Genomic DNA, 15,546 nt, shown 5'->3' with positions numbered 1-15,546 from the left:
ACTTCAGCCGGCCCGGCAAGCCGACGGACAATGCGCAGTGCGAATCCTTCAATGGCCGCTTCCGTCAGGAATGCCTGAACAGCCACTGGTTCTTGTCATTTGCCGACGCCAAGGAGAAAATCGACGCCTGGCGGACGTACTATAACGAGGTTCGTCCCCACTCCGCGCTGAAGTGGCAGGCACCTGCTGAATACGCGCGCCAGCACTTGGCCAGCGGCCATAGTACCAACCTCAATGAGCCGGAAATCTCTACTTCTGATCCGGACTAATTCGGGGTTAGGGTCAAACGCCGGAAATCTCTACTTCTGATCCGGACTAATTCGGGGTTAGGGTCATGAGCCGGAAATCTCTACTTCTGATCCGGACTAATTCGGGGTTAGGGTCACACCAGCGCAGTCACTTGCGGACTGCAATCAAGAGTTGTTGCATGCAATAGCCTGCAATGAAAAAAGCCCCGTATCTACGAGGCTTTTCGTCATTTTTCCCGGTTCTACGCCAGCAGATGAAATCGCTTGAAATGGCTAAATCGAATCAGACGTTGAACAGGAAGTTCATCACATCGCCATCCTGCACGATGTATTCCTTCCCTTCCGCACGCATCTTCCCCGCTTCCTTCGCGCCTTGCTCGCCCTTGTACGTGATGAAGTCTTCGTAAGCGATGGTCTGCGCGCGGATGAAGCCGCGTTCGAAGTCGGTGTGGATGACGCCGGCCGCCTGGGGGGCGGTGGCGCCGATGGGCACGGTCCAGGCGCGCACTTCCTTCACGCCCGCGGTGAAGTAGGTCTGCAGGCCCAGCAGCTTGAAGGCGGCGCGGATCAGGCGGTTCAGGCCGGGCTCTTCCATGCCCATGTCCTTCAGGAAGGCTTCGCGGTCGGCGTCGTCGAGGTCGACGATTTCGGATTCGATGGCGGCGCAGATGGCGACGACGGGCGCGTTGCGGGCGGCGGCGAATTCGGTCAGGCGGTCCAGCAGCGGATTGTTGGTGAAGCCGTCGTCGGCGACGTTGCCTACGTACATCGCGCGCTTGGCGGTGATGAAGCAGAGCTGGGCGATGTCGGCCTTTTCTTCGGTGCTCAGGTCCATTGCGCGGATGGGCTTGGCTTCGTTGAGCTGGGCAATGCACTTTTCCAGCACGGCCACGATGCGCTGCGCTTCCTTGTCGCCGGAACGCGCGGTCTTCTGGTGGCGTTGCAGGGCCTTTTCGGCGGTCTGCAGGTCGGCCAGGGCGAGTTCGGTTTCGATGACTTCGATGTCGGCGATGGGATCGACCTTGCCGGCGACGTGGATCACGTTGGGATCTTCGAAGCAGCGCACGACGTTGACGATGGCGTCGGTTTCGCGGATGTGCGAGAGGAACTGGTTGCCCAGGCCTTCGCCCTTGCTTGCGCCGGCGACCAGGCCCGCGATGTCGACGAACTCGACGGTGGCCGACAGGATGCGTTCGGGCTTGACGATTTCAGCCAGCTTCTGCAGGCGCGGATCCGGCACTTCGACCACGCCCACGTTGGGTTCGATGGTGCAGAACGGGTAGTTCTCGGCGGCGATGCCGGCGCGGGTCAGAGCGTTGAAGAGTGTCGATTTGCCAACGTTGGGCAGGCCGACGATGCCGCATTGCAGAGCCATGGGAATCCTGTGTAAGTACGGTATTGAGCGTTAACGGCGTAGTTTACCCCGGCAGGGGATTGGGAGCGCCCCGGGGCGGGGCGTGATGCGGCCCCAAGAAATCGGCCCGCCACGCGCCGCGCCGGCAGCAGGCATCGCCACGTCGCGCCCCCGCCTGTGAAGCTTGGCGGCAGCCGCCTCTACCCCGCCGCCGTCGGCGCGTAGCGCATGACCAGCCAGATCATCAGGATCGGTCCCGCGTTGAAAACGGAATGCAGCAGGATCGCGGCCCCGATGCCGCGGCGCACACGAATCCAGCCCAGCACCAGCCCGGTCAGCCATTGCGGCAGCACCAGAAGCGGCAGCAGCCAATACGGCGTCTTGTTGTAGACGAAGTTGGTGAGGTGGACGGCGGCAAAAGTCAGCGCGACCAGGTGAAACACCACGCCGAAGTGCTGCAGGTAGTACCTGCGCCAGTTCGTGTCCCAGCCCTTGAGCGGCTCGGGACGCTGGCGCAGCCCCCAGCACGCAAGCAGGATGAACGCGGCCAGCAGCAGGCCTGTCCAGAGCCTGGGGCCCCACAGCACGACAGGCACCAGCGCGGGAATGAGCCACAGCGCCTGGCGCGGTCGGCGCAGGCCATAGCGAAAGAGCATTTCCTCGACCAGCGGCGCCCACAGCACCGCGGTGAGCCAGGGAATGTTGTGGGGATCGAGCCGATGCGTGACGCCGCCCAGGCCGGCGGCGGCGACGGCGACCGGGCCGAGGGCGAAGAGGTTGATGGCCCACAACACAGCGGCCCAGGCCAGAAGACGTCCCGGTCCGATGGCCGGCCACCAGTCGGCAACCAGCCCGCTGCCGCCGGCGCGGCCCGGCAGGCGCGACACCGGATGCGGGTGGCGGATGAAGCGCCAGAAGTCCGCGATCTCGCTGCGAAAGCGCATCTTCCGGGTGGACGGGCCTGGTTTCATCAGGACTCGTTGCCGCTATGCAGTTGGCGCGTGGCCAGCGCGAAGTCGCCCGCCAGCATGGCGGGCACGACGGCGCGGCAGCGGTCGATGACGGCTTCGATTTCCTTTTGCTCGTCGCGGCGCGGCGGATGCAGGACGAAGTCGGCGACCTGCTGCGCGAGGCCCAGCGTGCGCGGATGGCCGATGCCGATGCGCAGGCGCCAGAAGTTGGGGCTGCCGAGCGCTGCCTGGATGTCCTTCAGGCCGTTGTGGCCGGCGTGACCGCCGCCCTGCTTGAGCTTGACCTGGCCGGGCATGAGGTCCAGTTCATCGTGCAGCACCAGCACCGCTTCCGGCGTCAGCTTGTAGAAGCGCGCCAGCGCGCCGACCGCCTGGCCGGAACGATTCATGTAGGTGTTGGGCTTGAGGAGCAGGACGTTGTCGGCGCCCAGCCGCGCCTTGGCCACCATGCCGAAAAAGGACTTCTCCAGCGCAAAAGACGTGCGCAGGTCGTCCGCCAGGTGGTCGGCCAGCCAGAAGCCGGCGTTGTGCCGGGTGGTTTCGTAGTCGGGACCGGGGTTACCCAGTCCCACGATGAGGCGTATGGGAGTAGACATGATGGGGGTGTTTAAACCAAAAAACCCTGCGCATGCAAATGCACACGCAGGGTTTCGGGCGTAAGCCGCGGGAAAGCCGCCAGGGCTTTCCTGCTGGACTTAGGCGGCCGGAGCAGCTTCTTCGGCTTCGTCGGCAGCGGCAGCGCCACCCTTGGTGACCGCGGCGGCCAGCAGGGGGTTGTCTTCACCGCCGTGGGGGACGTACGTCACGCCCATGGGCAGCTTGATGTCGGCCAGGTGGATCGAGCCGCCGGCCAGCACGTCAGCCAGGTTGACTTCGATGAACTGGGGCAGCGCCGACGGCAGGCAGGTGATTTCCAGTTCGGTCGTCACGTGGCTGATGATCGCGCCGCTCAGCTTCACGGCCGGCGAGATTTCAGCGTTCACGAAGTGCAGCGGCACCTTGGTGCGCAGGGCCTGGTTGGCGTCGACGCGCTGGAAGTCCACGTGCAGGACTTGCGGCTTGTAGGCGTGCCATTGAACCGAACGCAGCAGAACTTGCTCATCCTTGGCGCCTTCGAGCTGCATTTGCAGGATCGATGCGTGGAATTCTTCCTTACGCAGCGCGTGGTAGATCTCGTTGTGGTCGAGTTCGATGTTCAGGGGGGCAGCCGTACCACCATAGACAATGGCGGGAACGCGGCCCGCGCGGCGCAGGCGGCGGCTCGCACTCGAACCCTGGACGCTACGCGCAGTGGCAGTAAATTTCATGGATAACTCCGAAAACAATAAGGTGAAGAGGCTTCACCGGTTATGTGCACGGCGCGCAAAAGGCGCGCCGTGTTTGATTGCGCCCTGCCGCGACCAGCAGGGTGCAAAAAACGGGAATGTCGGGCTGTGGGCCGATCGACGCTAGCGCGTCAATCGACGAACAGCGAGCTGACCGATTCGGCGTTGGAAATACGCAGGATGGTCTCGCCCAGCAGCGCGGCGCACGACAGCTGGCGGATCTTGCCGCTGGCCTGGCCTTGCTCGGAGAGCGGAATGGTGTCGGTGACGACGAGTTCGTCGAGTTCCGACGCTTCGATGCGGTCGATGGCGCCGCCCGACAGCACGGGGTGCGTGCAATAGGCGTAGACGGCGCCGGCGCCGCGGTCCTTCAGGGCCTGGGCCGCCTTGCACAGCGTGCCGGCGGTGTCGACCATGTCGTCCATGATGATGCAGGTGCGGCCGTCGACTTCACCGATGATGTTCATCACTTCCGACACGTTGGCGCGCGGACGGCGCTTGTCGATGATGGCCAGGTCGGCTTCGAGCTGCTTGGCCAGCGCGCGGGCGCGGACCACGCCGCCGATGTCCGGGGACACGACGACCAGGTTCGAGAAATTGCGGCGCCAGATGTCGCCCAGCAGGATCGGACCGGCGTAGATGTTGTCCACGGGGATGTCGAAGAAACCCTGGATCTGGTCGGCGTGCAGGTCCATGGTCAGGACGCGGTCAACACCAGCGACCTGCAGCATGTTGGCCACGACCTTGGCCGAGATGGCCACGCGCGCCGAACGCGGGCGGCGGTCCTGGCGGGCATAGCCGAAATAGGGAATCGCGGCGGTGATGCGGCCGGCCGACGCGCGGCGCAGGGCATCAACCATCACCATGATTTCCATCAGGTTGTCGTTGGTGGGGGCACAGGTGGGCTGCAGGACGAAGACGTCCTTGCCACGCACGTTCTCGTTGATCTCGACCATCACCTCGCCGTCCGAGAAGCGACCGACGGTCATCTTTCCCAGGGACATATCGAGGTGGTTGACTACGTCCACGGCCAGCCGAGTGTTGGCGGTGCCCGTGAAGATCATGAAGCTATCGTTTGCCATGATGGATGATGCGATGGTCGTTTTAAGACACTAACGAGGTGAGGCCTAATGACGCGCCATGATGACGCGCCGTGATGCAAAACAACTTGTGATGCAAACCTGTGATGCACAACTTGCGCCAGAATCCGGAAAATAAAAAAGCTGCTGAACCCGGGCCAGTGTCTTACAGGCGTGTTCAACAGCTTTTTTATGTATTCGGTTGGCTGGGGAGGAAGGATTCGAACCTTCGCATGCCGGAATCAAAATCCGGTGCCTTAACCAGCTTGGCGACTCCCCAACTATCTTGCAATCCAATTCCGCAACGGATGTTCAGCTAACCCAGTACATGCCTGCACTAACCGAAACCGTGGATGCGTTTGGCTGAATGTTTTATCAGCGCCGCGCATTATAGCGGTAATTTCTTGTTCTGCCAAAACGGCCTGCGATGTTTCGGAAAATTCGGCGAATAAACACGCCCCCGATCCCGACATGCGAACAGGGAAACCCCGCTCTGCAAGCCACCGCGATGCCCCAAGCACTTCAGGGTAAAGACGGTAGACCACCGGCTCCAAATCATTTCTTCCGTAAAGCGAATTCCCGAAGGTTCCGCTGGGCAAAAATGTTTGCGAAGCAAGAAAGTCCGCTATTGTGATGTAAGAAGAATCCCTTGTCAAATCGGGTGCCGAAAAAATTCCAACAGTCGGCACGCTGGCATCGGGTTGAGCGACCAGATAGGCACGGTCGGGCAGCGTCACGGACGTGAGATCTTCACCGATGCCTTGCGCGAAGGCCGATTGGCCAAAGACAAAGACGGGCACGTCCGCGCCCAGCGGCAGCGCCAGCGCCATCAGTTCCTGGCGCGACAGTCCCGTGTTCCACAGCTTGTTCAATGCGATCAGGACCGATGCCGCATCGCTGGATCCGCCGCCCAGGCCGCCGCCTTGCGGGATGCGCTTTTCAAGGCTGATCTGCGCGCCCTGGCGCGTGCCCGTGGCCTTTTGCAGCGCGCGCGCGGCGCGCACGGTGAGGTCCTGGTCTTCGGGTACGCCCGGCAGATCCGTCGCGCGGCTGATGACGCCATCGGCTCGCACGTCGAAGTGCAGCGTGTCGCACAAGTCGATGAAGCGGAACACCGTCTGCAGCAGGTGATAGCCGTCGGCGCGGCGGCCCACGACATGCAGAAAGAGATTCAGCTTGGCGGGAGCGGGAACGTCGTAGAGAGTCACGGAAAGACAACCGTTGCGGGACAATCCGTCATTCTAGCCAGACGGGCCGGCGCGCCGCGAAAGACGGCACGCCGGCTGGGGCATGGCCATGCGGGGCCATGCCTGGCCGTGCGAGCACGGCGCGTTGCGGTTACGCGAGCTGCGGCGTGACGCGGCCGCTCAGCCTGGCGGCGGGCGTGTCGATGACCTGTCCGGCCGGCAGTTTGAATACCGCGACGGCGCCGGCCAATTGGCGAGCCTGCTCTTCCAGCGCGCCGGCCGCGGCGGCGGCTTCTTCGACCAGGGCTGCGTTCTGCTGCGTCACGCTGTCCATTTGCGAGACCGCGCGATTGACCTGATCGATGCCAGTGGCCTGCTCTTCGGAAGCGGCAGAGATCTCGGCCATCAGGCTGGTCACGCGCTGGACGGATTCGACGATCTCGCGCATCGTGGCGCCCGCGTTTTCGACCTGCTCGGAACCCACGCCGACCTTCTGCGCGGAGTCCTCGATGAGCTGCTTGATTTCCTTGGCGGCGGCGGCGCTGCGCTGGGCCAGCGTGCGCACTTCGCTGGCGACGACGGCAAAGCCCTTGCCCTGCTCGCCGGCGCGGGCGGCTTCGACGGCCGCATTGAGCGCCAGGATGTTGGTCTGGAACGCGATGCCGTCGATCACGCCGACGATATCGGCAATGCGCGACGAGCTGCCGGAAATGGCGCGCATGGTTTCGACCACGCTGGACACGGCTTGCCCGCCGCGCTGCGCAACCGCTTCGGACGCGGCGACCATGCGATTGGCTTCGCGCGCGGTGTCGGCGTTCTGCTTCACGGTGGTGGCCAGTTCTTCCATGCTGGCCGCGGTTTCCTCGAGCGATGCGGCCTGCTCTTCGGTGCGGCTGGAGAGGTCGGTGTTGCCGGAGGAGATCTCGCGGGCGCCGACGTTGATCTCGTCGACACCATGGCGCACGGCGGATACGGTTCGCACCAGGCTGTCCTGCATGCTCTTGAGCGCGCCGAGCAGCGCGCCGATTTCGTTCTTGCCATGGTCGGCGATGCGGCGCGTCAGGTCGCCTTCGGCGATACGGCGGAAGACCTCGCCGGCCTCCAGCAGCGGACGCACGATCATGCGGCGGATCATCACTTGCGCGCCCACGGCCATCGCCAGGCCCAACGCGAGGATGCCGGCCAGCAGCGAACTGAACAGCTTGTGGAACATGGAGATTTCATCCATGACCGCCTGTCCGGTGCTCTCGGCGCGCTGGATGAAGGCGTCGCGCTCGCTCACGAGGCGCTCCTGGACCGATTGCGTGCCTTGCTTGAAATAGGCATCCATGTCGCCCGCTTCCAGCACCCTGCCGACGCTTTGGAGGTTGGCGCTGAACTTGGTGTAGGCATCGATCAGCTTGGCCGACTCGGCTTTTTCCTCGGCCGACAGGCCGCTGGAAAAGCCCTGGAAGGCGCGATCGGCGGACACGATGCGCTGGCGCGCGGCCTGGAGCGACGTCGTATCGCTGGCATTGCCCTGCGCGACGCGCGTGGCGAAACGGCTGAGGTCGGTGCGGGCCGCCACGAGGGACAGCGACGCGGAGTTCACCGCGTTGACCTGCTGCGCCGACAGGCGATAAAGCTGTCCGACGTCCTGGTTGGTTTGCCGCAGGGCAAGAAAGCCCATGCCGCCCACCAGGAGCTGGAAAGTGAAAAATACCGCGATGATTCCCAATAGCACCGTCGCGATGCGCGTGTTTCTGAACATTGGCCATTCTCCATAAGGGTGGCGGCAGACGAGTGTCGCCCCCACGCTGCGCAGGGCGCGAACCGCGCCCCGGCACGGGGAGAATTATTCAGTCAGGGCAATATATTTCAAGCGGTAACATGGCCGATTTTGCGGCGCTTATTCGCTTGATTGGAAAATGGGCGATGTGATAAGGGTTAACCCGAATCTCGCTCCCGCAGCGCCAGCCTGCGCCCAGATCAGGACTGGTTCACCACCAGCCGCACCAGGATGCGGCGCCCCGGCTCCTGGCGTTCGAGCACCAGCATCTGTGGCCCCAGCGTGTCGTAGCGCGAGAGCGTGGCGCGCCAGCCGCCCTGCGCGAAGGCGACGGGACGGCCCTGGTCGTCGCGTTTCACGTCCGTGGCTTGCGGATCGGCCGGCAGCCTGCCGCGCAGCCAGTCGCGCAGGCCCGACACCGGCATGCTGCTGCCGAACGCGTCCTCGGCGAGCGCATCGGGATTGTCGGCGACCAGCCGGGTCCCGTCGGCCTTGGTCAGGCTGGCGGCGCCGGGTCGGCCTTCGACCCGCGCCTCCGTGGAGCCCAGCGGATTGGTCAGGTCCAGGACGTAGCGTCGTCCGTCGTCGAACCAGGAAAAGCCGCCCTGGACGGCGTTCTGCTTGCCGTCTTCGTCGTTGACGGTGATGGCGAAACGGCCGATGCGCGAAAACGCATCGGCGCCTCCGCCTTCGATGGGTTTGGGCAGCGACGTGCAGGCGGCAAGCAGGAAAGCCAGCAGCGCCAGCAGGGCCCAACGCAGGCCGGCCATCGCGTCGCGCAGCCCCCGGAACACGACCGTCACGGGTTGACCCCCAGCCGCTTGACCACGTCCAGGACGGTCTTGTTCCTCGGGTCCTTCTGCAGCGCCGCGCGCAGCAGTTCAGTGGCCTGGTCGCGCTTGCCCTGGCTCCAGAGCACCTCGGCCAGATGCGCGGCGATGTCGGCTTCGGGGCGCACGCTGTAGGCGCGGCGCAGGTAGTCGGCAGCGGCGGTGGTGTCGCCCATGCGGAACTTGACCCAGCCCATGCTGTCCAGGATGAACGGATCGTTGGGCGAAAGCTCCAGGGCCTGCGTGATCAGGTCCAGGGCCTCGGGCAGGCGCTGGTTGTGGTCGGCCAGGGTGTAGCCCAATGCGTTGTACGCATGCGCGTGGTCGGGGTCCAGCGCGATGACCTGGCGCAACATGCGCTCCAGGTCGGCCAGGCGGTTCTGGCGTTCGTACAGCATCGCCAGTTCATATTTGATCTCGACCGTGTCCGGCAGCGCCTGGTCGGCGGCTTCCAGGGCCGCGACGGCCTGCCCGATCCGGTCCGCGTCGCGCAGGATCTGCGCCTTGGTCAGCGCCCCCAGCGCGCGTTCTTCTTCGTCCTGAGGACCGGCCGAGTTGATCATGGCCAGCGCGTCATCCACGCGGCCGCTCTTGGCGCGCAGGACGGCCTGGCGCATGCGCACGGAATAACGCAGCGTGGGATCGTCGATGCGGCCGAGTTCGGCGATGGCTTCTTCGTAGAGGCCTTGGTCTTCGGCGATGCGCGCCAACAGCACGTGCGCATCGGCGGCGGCCGCGCCGGCGTCGGTGGCGCCCGGCACGGTGGCGCGCTGGCGCTGGTTCTGCACCTCGAGGTATTGCCGCAGCAGGGTCTTGGCCTGCGAGAGCTGTCCGGACTTGTAGGCCAGCTGGGCCTGCATGAAGAGCAGGTCGAAGTCTTCGGGCGAACGGCGCGACATGGCCTGGAGTTCAGCCAGTGCGCCGTCGTAGTCGCCGCTGTCGGCCAGTTGGCCGGCCAGCATCAGGCGTACCTTGCGCGCGCCCGGATTGCGGTTGATGAAGGCGCGGGCTTCGGCCTGGGCGCGCTTGGGATCCACCCTGGAGCCGTATTCCAGCACACGCTGGGCGGCGCCCTCGGACCTGGGGTCCGCGGCCAGCGCGGCGCGCGATTCCTGCGCCGCGCGCTCGTAGTCGCCCGCGGCGGAAGCCACGTCCGCCAAGGCCAGGTGGGCCGCGGGCAGCTTGCGCACGTTGTCGCTGAGGGATTCGTCGAGGATGCGCAGGGCGAGGCGGCGGTCGTTCAGCCGGCTCAGCACCGCGAGCGCCTGGCCGATGGCGGCCGGCTTGTCGCTCGACGAGTCGATACGCTTGCGCAGCGCCTGGGACAGGCCCTTGGTCTGGCCATTGGCCGCGGCCAGCGCCAGCTCGGTGGAGCTGGCTTCGACGTCGTTGGGCGCCAGGCGCGCCCACACGCGGGCCGCCTCCAGGGCGCCGGGAAGATTGCCGCCGGCTAGCTGGAATTCCAGGCCGCGCCGGGCGAGGCGCGGGTCGCCGGTGTCCCGGGCCAGGCCGACCATGGTGGTGGCCGCGGTGCCGTACATGCCCCGCTGGGCGGCGATTTCGGAAGCCAGTACGCGGTAGAAGATATCGCCGGTCAGCGTCACGTAGGGCAATTGCCCCGGCCGCAGGCGGATGACTTCGGTTTCAGGTTGGCGGCTTTGGGGAGCCATCCGGGGCCCGGTCGCATCGCGCGTCCGGCCGTCGGCGGCCTGGGCCGGCGGGGCCATGATTGCTGCCAGCGCAAGCCCCAGCGCGGCGATCCCGATATTCATTTGTTTAAAAGACGACTTCACGCGGCCCGTCCGGTTGATGGCACAATCTTCGTACACGCAATTGATGATCTTACACTGGCTCATGCCGGAACTGCCTGAAGTCGAAACCACGCGCCGAGGAATCGACGCCGTCATCACCGGCCGGACGCTCACGCGACTGGTCGTTCACGAACCCCGCATGCGTTGGCCCATTCCGCCCGACCTGCCGTCCCTGATCGGCGGACGTACCGTGCTGGAGTGCGCGCGACGCGGCAAATATCTGCTGCTGCGCTTCGAGCATGGCACCCAGATCGTGCATCTGGGCATGTCGGGATCGCTGCGCAGCGTGTCGCCGGGGGAATTCCTGCGCAAGCACGACCACGTCGAATGGATCTTCGACGGCGCGGTGCTTCGCCTGCACGATCCGCGGCGCTTCGGCGCGGTGCTTTGGCATGCCGACGCCGACGGCCCCATCGACGCGCACCCGCTGCTCGCCAAACTGGGCATCGAGCCCTTCGACCCGCGCTTTGACGGGGCCTGGCTGCACCGGCACTTCCGGAACCACTCCGCGGCGGTCAAGCAGGTGCTGCTGGCCGGCATGGCGGTCGTGGGCGTGGGCAATATCTACGCGTCGGAAAGCCTGTTCCGGGCGCGCATCAACCCAAAGACCCCGGCAAACCGGCTGTCGCTCGCCCGCTGCGAGCGGCTGGCCGACATGGTGCGCGCCACGCTGGCCGACGCATTGACCTCGGGCGGCAGCACCTTGCGCGACTACGTGGGCGCGAGCGGCGAGCCGGGCGCGTACTTCGAGATCCACGCGGCCGTCTATGAGCGCGAGGGCCTGCCGTGCCGGATCTGCGCCACCCCGATCCGCCGCTTCGTCCAGGGGCAGCGGGCCACCTATTACTGCCCGAAATGCCAGCGCAACTGAGCCGCTCCGGCCCCCGGCCCCCCGGGAAATCCCCGTGCCTCACTGAGGATTCGTTTATAGCAAACGTATTGCACGAAAACTAACGCGGGACTATATTTCCTTTCACACCCCTATTCCTATAACAGTGGAAGGAGCCTCCATGAGCAAGCAATTCGCCTCGCACGCGGACCTGGACGACAAGGTCGTCTCGTTCGAAAAGCTGTCCGACAACGCCTACGCCTACACGGCCGAAGGCGATCCCAACACGGGCGTGATCATCGGCGACGAGGCCGTCATGGTGATCGACACCCAGGCGACCCCCGTCATGGCGCAGGACGTGATCCGCCGCATCCGCGAAGTCACCGACAAGCCCATCAAGTACATCCTGCTGTCGCACTACCACGCCGTGCGCGTGTTCGGCGCGTCGGCCTACAACGCCCAGGAAATCCTGGCCAGCCGCGACACCTACGACCTCATCGCCGAACGCGGCGAGCAGGACAAGGCCAGCGAGATCGGCCGCTTTCCGCGTCTGTTCCGCAACGCCGAGTCGATTCCGCCGGGCCTGGTCTGGCCGACCATGACGTTCAAGGGCGAAATGACGGTCAATCTGGGCAACCTGGAAGTCAAGCTGCTGCAGGTCGGCCGCGGGCACACCAAGGGCGACACCATCGCCTGGCTGCCCGAGCAGAAGATCCTGTTCGCCGGCGACCTGGTCGAGTACCAGTCCACGCCCTACTGCGGCGACGCCTACTTCCGCGACTGGCCCACCACGCTGGACGCGCTGTCGGGCTTTGAAGCCGAAAAAATGGTGCCCGGCCGCGGCCCGGCGCTGAAGAACGCCACCGAAGTGCGCCAGGGCCTGGCCGGCACGCGCGCCTTCCTGACCGACCTGTACGGCGCCGTGAACCGCGGCGTGGCCGAAGGCAAGGATCTGAAGACGATCTACCGCGAGGTCTACGACTTCATGAAGCCGCGCTACAGCGACTGGGTGATCTTCGACCACTGCATGCCGTTCGACGTGTCGCGCGCCTATGACGAGGCCACCGGCTACACCGATCCGCGCATCTGGACCGACAAGCGCGACCTGGAGATGTGGGCCCAGCTCGAAGGCTGATCCCCGGGGCGCCCCGCCCTGCCTGCAAGAACCGGACACGCGCGCCCAGCGCGGCCCAGCGTGTCCGCATAAATAAAAAAATGACCCACACAGGAGACAACCGTGGGAGACATCGATTTTCAGGCGATGGAGTTCGCCTATGAAAAACACGCGGACCAGACCGCCAGCGAACTGGCGCGCCATCGGGTCGTGGTGGTGGGCGCCGGCCCGGTCGGCCTGACCACCGCGCTGGACCTGGCGCGCCAGGGCGTGCATGTGGTGGTGCTGGACGACGACTGCCGCCTGTCCACCGGCTCGCGCGCCATCTGCTTTTCCAAGCGCACGCTCGAAATCTGGGACCGCCTGGGCGTGGGCCAGCGCATGATCGACAAGGGCGTGTCGTGGAACGTCGGCAAGGTGTTCTTCCGCGAACAGGAGGTCTGGCGCTTCGACCTGCTGCCCGAGCCCGGCCACCGGCGCCCCGCGTTCATCAATCTGCAGCAGTATTACGCGGAAGGCTATCTGTACGAGCAGGTCCGCGAGCAACCCGACATCGACCTGCGCTGGAAGAACAAGGTCGCCGGCGTCGTGCAGGGCGCCGATGGCGTGACGCTGACCGTCGAAACGCCGGAAGGCCCCTACACCCTGCATGCCGACTGGCTGATCGCCTGCGACGGCGCGCGTTCGCCGGTGCGCAAGCTGATCGGGCAGGAAAGCCATGGCCGCATCTTCCGCGACCGCTTCCTGATCGCCGACGTCAAGATGACGGCCGATTTCCCGTCCGAACGCTGGTTCTGGTTCGACCCGCCCTTCCATCCGAACCAATCCGTGCTGCTGCACCGCCAGCCGGACAACGTCTGGCGCATCGACTTCCAGCTCGGCTGGAACGCCGACCCCGTCGAAGCCGTCAAGCCCGAGAACGTGCTGCCGCGGATCCGCGCCCTGCTGGGGCCCGACGCGCAGTTCGAGCTGGAGTGGGTCAGCGTGTACACCTTTGCGTGCGAGCGCATGGACAAGTTCCGCCATGGCCGCATCGTGTTCGCAGGCGACGCCGCGCACCGCGTATCGCCCTTCGGCGCGCGCGGCGCCAACAGCGGCGTGCAGGACGCCGAGAACCTGGCTTGGAAGCTCAAGCTCGTGCTGGCGGGCCTGGCGCCCGACACGCTGATCGACAGCTACGGCGCCGAACGCGAGTTCGCGGCCGACGAGAACATCCTCAACTCCTCTCGCGCCACCGATTTCATCACGCCCAAGAGCGACATCAGCCGCAGCTTCCGCAACGCGGTGCTCAACCTGGCCAAGGACCACGCTTTCGCGCGATCGCTCGTCAACAGCGGCCGCCTGTCGCTGCCGGCCACGTATGCGGCGTCGCCGCTGAACACGCCAGACGCCGATTCCTTCACCGGCCGGATGGTGCCCGGCGCGGTGGCCCTGGATGCGCCGGTGCAGGCCCGGGGCGAGCCGGGCTGGTGGCTGTCGCAGCTGGATGGCGGGTTCGTGCTGGCGCTGTTCTGCCTGGACGCGCTGCCGGACCGCGCCACGCTGCAGGCGCTGCAGGCCCTGCGCATGGCGCCCGTCCCGATCAAGGCGGTGCTGGTGGCCGGCGCGCAGACCGACGTGTCCGAGGCGCCCGCGGACCTGGCCGTGGTCCGGGACAGCGAAGGCCTGCTTGCCAAACGCTACGACGCGCAGGGCGGCACCGCCTACCTGATCCGTCCCGACCAGCACATTGCCGCGCGCTGGCGCGCCTTCAACCCCGAAGCCGTTGCCGCCGCCGTCCACCGCGCGACGGGCCGCGCGTGAATCCGGAGGCCTTCCCCATGCTTATCACCGAAACCAACCTGGGCGCGCCGGACGACTTCTACGAAGCGCTGATCGACGCCCACCGCGACCTGTCGAACGAACAGAGCCAGGAGCTGAACGCCGCGCTGATCCTGTTGCTGGCGAACCACCTGGGCGACCTGGCCCTGCTGAAGGAAGCCCTGCGTCATGCGCGCGCCTCCGTGACGCAGGCTGCCTGACGCGCCAAGGCCGCGGCCGCGCGCCGCGTTCAGGACCCGACCGCGAAGGTGTTGACGATCAGGGCGCGCAGCCATTGGTTGCCGCCATCGCGGTCCACCCTGCGCTGCCAGTACATATTCGTCTGCAACGCGGGCACCTTCAGCGGCGGCGTCATGAAGCGCAGGCCGAACGGGGCGGCGGCGCTGGCCGCCAGCTTTTCCGGCACGGTGGCCAGCAGGTCCGTCGCGCTGACGATGTAGGGCACCGCCGAAAAATGCGGCACGCTGAAATGCTCGGCCAGTTCCACGCCGGCCCGCTCCATCGACTGGTTGACCTGCCCATAGGGCGCGGCGCGCGACACGATGAGATGGCGTTCCGCCCGGAACGCCTTGATGCCCATGCCGGCGTGCGCGGTGGGATGGGCCTGACGGAACAGCGTGGCATAGCCCTGGCGGAACAGCATCCGCTGCAGCGTGCCCGCCCCCATGTCGTCGAACGCCCCGATCGCCAGGTCGACGCGCCCCGACTCCATCTCGCGCGGCAGGTCCGGCCCCAGCACCCGCACCGAGTCGATGCGCACCTGCGGCGCCCTTTGCACGCAGACTTCCATCAGGCGGGGCATGAAGTGGATCTCGCCGACATCCGTCATGGCGACGCGAAAGCGCCGGCTGCTGGTGGCCGCGTCGAACACGTCCTGGTCCCGCAGCGCCTGCGACAGCATCCCCAGCGCTTCGCTGACCGGCCCGGCCAGGCGCTGGGCGCGCGGCGTCGGCAGCATGCCCTGGCCGGTGCGCACGAAGAGTTCGTCCCCGAACGCCGCCCGCAGGCGGCGCAGCGCATTGCTGACGGCGGGCTGCGAGAGGTCCATGCGCCGGGCCACGGCCGACAGGTTGCGGTCTTCCAGCAAGTGCTGGAACAGCAGCAACAGGTTCAGGTCCACATCACGCAACTCGGCCACAGGCGCCCCCTACTATTCACAAAATTTATAGTCGCTATTTTTGCATTCCCGTAGCCGCAAGAGGGATTTTT

At 65.8% G+C, this 15,546-nt stretch carries 15 protein-coding genes and 1 tRNA gene; 5 read left to right on the top strand and 11 right to left on the bottom strand.

What is annotated here, in order from left to right:
* The coding region (locus BMW75_RS17290) for an integrase core domain-containing protein (RefSeq protein WP_254792049.1) at positions 1 to 269 on the top strand (269 nt) is incomplete at its 5' end.
* A 262-nt stretch (positions 270 to 531) separates the two neighbouring features.
* On the opposite strand, the gene ychF is transcribed toward BMW75_RS17290, so the two are convergent.
* The 10 genes from ychF to BMW75_RS17240 form a co-directional block, all read right to left on the bottom strand.
* Positions 532 to 1,623, bottom strand: a complete 1,092-nt coding sequence (gene ychF, locus BMW75_RS17285; RefSeq protein ID WP_092581140.1) for a redox-regulated ATPase YchF — start codon at positions 1,621 to 1,623, stop codon at positions 532 to 534.
* Positions 1,624 to 1,802: 179 nt separating this feature from the next.
* Positions 1,803 to 2,573, bottom strand: a complete 771-nt coding sequence (locus BMW75_RS17280) for a CPBP family glutamic-type intramembrane protease (protein ID WP_092581139.1) — start codon at positions 2,571 to 2,573, stop codon at positions 1,803 to 1,805.
* Positions 2,573 to 3,169: an aminoacyl-tRNA hydrolase gene (gene pth, locus BMW75_RS17275; protein ID WP_092581137.1), complete on the bottom strand. Its 597-nt coding sequence runs from the start codon at positions 3,167 to 3,169 to the stop codon at positions 2,573 to 2,575. Before pth ends, BMW75_RS17280 begins: the two co-directional genes overlap by 1 nt.
* A 99-nt stretch (positions 3,170 to 3,268) precedes the next feature.
* Positions 3,269 to 3,880 carry a 50S ribosomal protein L25/general stress protein Ctc gene (locus BMW75_RS17270; protein ID WP_056325375.1) on the bottom strand — a complete coding sequence of 204 codons (612 nt, stop codon included), beginning with the start codon at positions 3,878 to 3,880 and terminating at the stop codon, positions 3,269 to 3,271.
* Between the two features lie 149 nt (positions 3,881 to 4,029).
* Positions 4,030 to 4,980 (bottom strand): ribose-phosphate pyrophosphokinase, encoded by a 951-nt coding sequence (locus tag BMW75_RS17265; RefSeq protein ID WP_006227587.1) that lies wholly within the window; start codon positions 4,978 to 4,980, stop codon positions 4,030 to 4,032.
* A gap of 200 nt (positions 4,981 to 5,180) precedes the next feature.
* Positions 5,181 to 5,257, bottom strand: a tRNA-Gln gene (locus BMW75_RS17260).
* Between the two features lies 1 nt (position 5,258).
* Positions 5,259 to 6,185, bottom strand: coding sequence for a 4-(cytidine 5'-diphospho)-2-C-methyl-D-erythritol kinase (gene ispE / locus BMW75_RS17255; protein ID WP_092581135.1), 927 nt, complete (start codon positions 6,183 to 6,185; stop codon positions 5,259 to 5,261).
* Between the two features lie 130 nt (positions 6,186 to 6,315).
* Positions 6,316 to 7,914 (bottom strand): methyl-accepting chemotaxis protein, encoded by a 1,599-nt coding sequence (locus BMW75_RS17250; protein ID WP_092581134.1) that lies wholly within the window; start codon positions 7,912 to 7,914, stop codon positions 6,316 to 6,318.
* A gap of 218 nt (positions 7,915 to 8,132) precedes the next feature.
* Positions 8,133 to 8,702 carry a lipoprotein insertase outer membrane protein LolB gene (gene lolB / locus BMW75_RS17245; RefSeq protein WP_092581153.1) on the bottom strand — a complete coding sequence of 190 codons (570 nt, stop codon included), beginning with the start codon at positions 8,700 to 8,702 and terminating at the stop codon, positions 8,133 to 8,135.
* Positions 8,703 to 8,731: 29 nt separating this feature from the next.
* Complete coding sequence (locus BMW75_RS17240; RefSeq protein ID WP_092581132.1) at positions 8,732 to 10,618, bottom strand: tetratricopeptide repeat protein; 1,887 nt, start codon at positions 10,616 to 10,618, stop codon at positions 8,732 to 8,734.
* Between BMW75_RS17240 and mutM the strand changes: the two genes are divergently transcribed.
* The 4 genes from mutM (at position 10,617) to BMW75_RS17220 (ending at position 14,537) form a co-directional block, all read left to right on the top strand.
* Positions 10,617 to 11,444, top strand: coding sequence for a bifunctional DNA-formamidopyrimidine glycosylase/DNA-(apurinic or apyrimidinic site) lyase (gene mutM, locus BMW75_RS17235; RefSeq protein WP_092581130.1), 828 nt, complete (start codon positions 10,617 to 10,619; stop codon positions 11,442 to 11,444). The genes BMW75_RS17240 and mutM overlap by 2 nt on opposite strands.
* 139 nt (positions 11,445 to 11,583) lie before the next feature.
* A complete protein-coding gene (locus tag BMW75_RS17230) occupies positions 11,584 to 12,537 on the top strand; it encodes an MBL fold metallo-hydrolase (RefSeq protein ID WP_076516740.1) in 954 nt (317 codons plus the stop codon).
* 102 nt (positions 12,538 to 12,639) lie between these two features.
* Positions 12,640 to 14,319 (top strand): FAD-dependent oxidoreductase, encoded by a 1,680-nt coding sequence (locus tag BMW75_RS17225; RefSeq protein WP_092581128.1) that lies wholly within the window; start codon positions 12,640 to 12,642, stop codon positions 14,317 to 14,319.
* A 17-nt stretch (positions 14,320 to 14,336) separates the two neighbouring features.
* Positions 14,337 to 14,537: a DUF2783 domain-containing protein gene (locus BMW75_RS17220; RefSeq protein ID WP_076516743.1), complete on the top strand. Its 201-nt coding sequence runs from the start codon at positions 14,337 to 14,339 to the stop codon at positions 14,535 to 14,537.
* Positions 14,538 to 14,566: 29 nt separating this feature from the next.
* On the opposite strand, the gene BMW75_RS17215 is transcribed toward BMW75_RS17220, so the two are convergent.
* Positions 14,567 to 15,475 (bottom strand): LysR family transcriptional regulator, encoded by a 909-nt coding sequence (locus BMW75_RS17215; RefSeq protein ID WP_092581126.1) that lies wholly within the window; start codon positions 15,473 to 15,475, stop codon positions 14,567 to 14,569.
* Between the last annotated feature and the right edge of the window lie 71 nt (positions 15,476 to 15,546).

Source organism: Achromobacter sp. NFACC18-2 (assembly GCF_900108985.1).
Lineage (GTDB): Bacteria > Pseudomonadota > Gammaproteobacteria > Burkholderiales > Burkholderiaceae_B > Achromobacter.
Note: the sequence above shows the minus strand (reverse complement) of the source record. Positions and strands in the feature narration are given on the sequence as shown.

Bases quoted from the DNA above. Each gene is read 5' to 3' on its own strand.
- ychF (WP_092581140.1), bottom strand. From the start codon at position 1,623: ATGGCTCTGCAATGCGGCATCGTCGGCCTGCCCAACGTTGGCAAATCG.
- BMW75_RS17280 (WP_092581139.1), bottom strand. From the start codon at position 2,573: ATGAAACCAGGCCCGTCCACCCGGAAGATGCGCTTTCGCAGCGAGATC.
- pth (WP_092581137.1), bottom strand. From the start codon at position 3,169: ATGTCTACTCCCATACGCCTCATCGTGGGACTGGGTAACCCCGGTCCC.
- BMW75_RS17270 (WP_056325375.1), bottom strand. From the start codon at position 3,880: ATGAAATTTACTGCCACTGCGCGTAGCGTCCAGGGTTCGAGTGCGAGC.
- BMW75_RS17265 (WP_006227587.1), bottom strand. From the start codon at position 4,980: ATGGCAAACGATAGCTTCATGATCTTCACGGGCACCGCCAACACTCGG.
- BMW75_RS17250 (WP_092581134.1), bottom strand. From the start codon at position 7,914: ATGTTCAGAAACACGCGCATCGCGACGGTGCTATTGGGAATCATCGCG.
- lolB (WP_092581153.1), bottom strand. From the start codon at position 8,702: ATGGCCGGCCTGCGTTGGGCCCTGCTGGCGCTGCTGGCTTTCCTGCTT.
- mutM (WP_092581130.1), top strand. From the start codon at position 10,617: ATGCCGGAACTGCCTGAAGTCGAAACCACGCGCCGAGGAATCGACGCC.
- BMW75_RS17240 (WP_092581132.1), bottom strand. From the start codon at position 10,618: ATGAGCCAGTGTAAGATCATCAATTGCGTGTACGAAGATTGTGCCATC.
- BMW75_RS17230 (WP_076516740.1), top strand. From the start codon at position 11,584: ATGAGCAAGCAATTCGCCTCGCACGCGGACCTGGACGACAAGGTCGTC.
- BMW75_RS17220 (WP_076516743.1), top strand. From the start codon at position 14,337: ATGCTTATCACCGAAACCAACCTGGGCGCGCCGGACGACTTCTACGAA.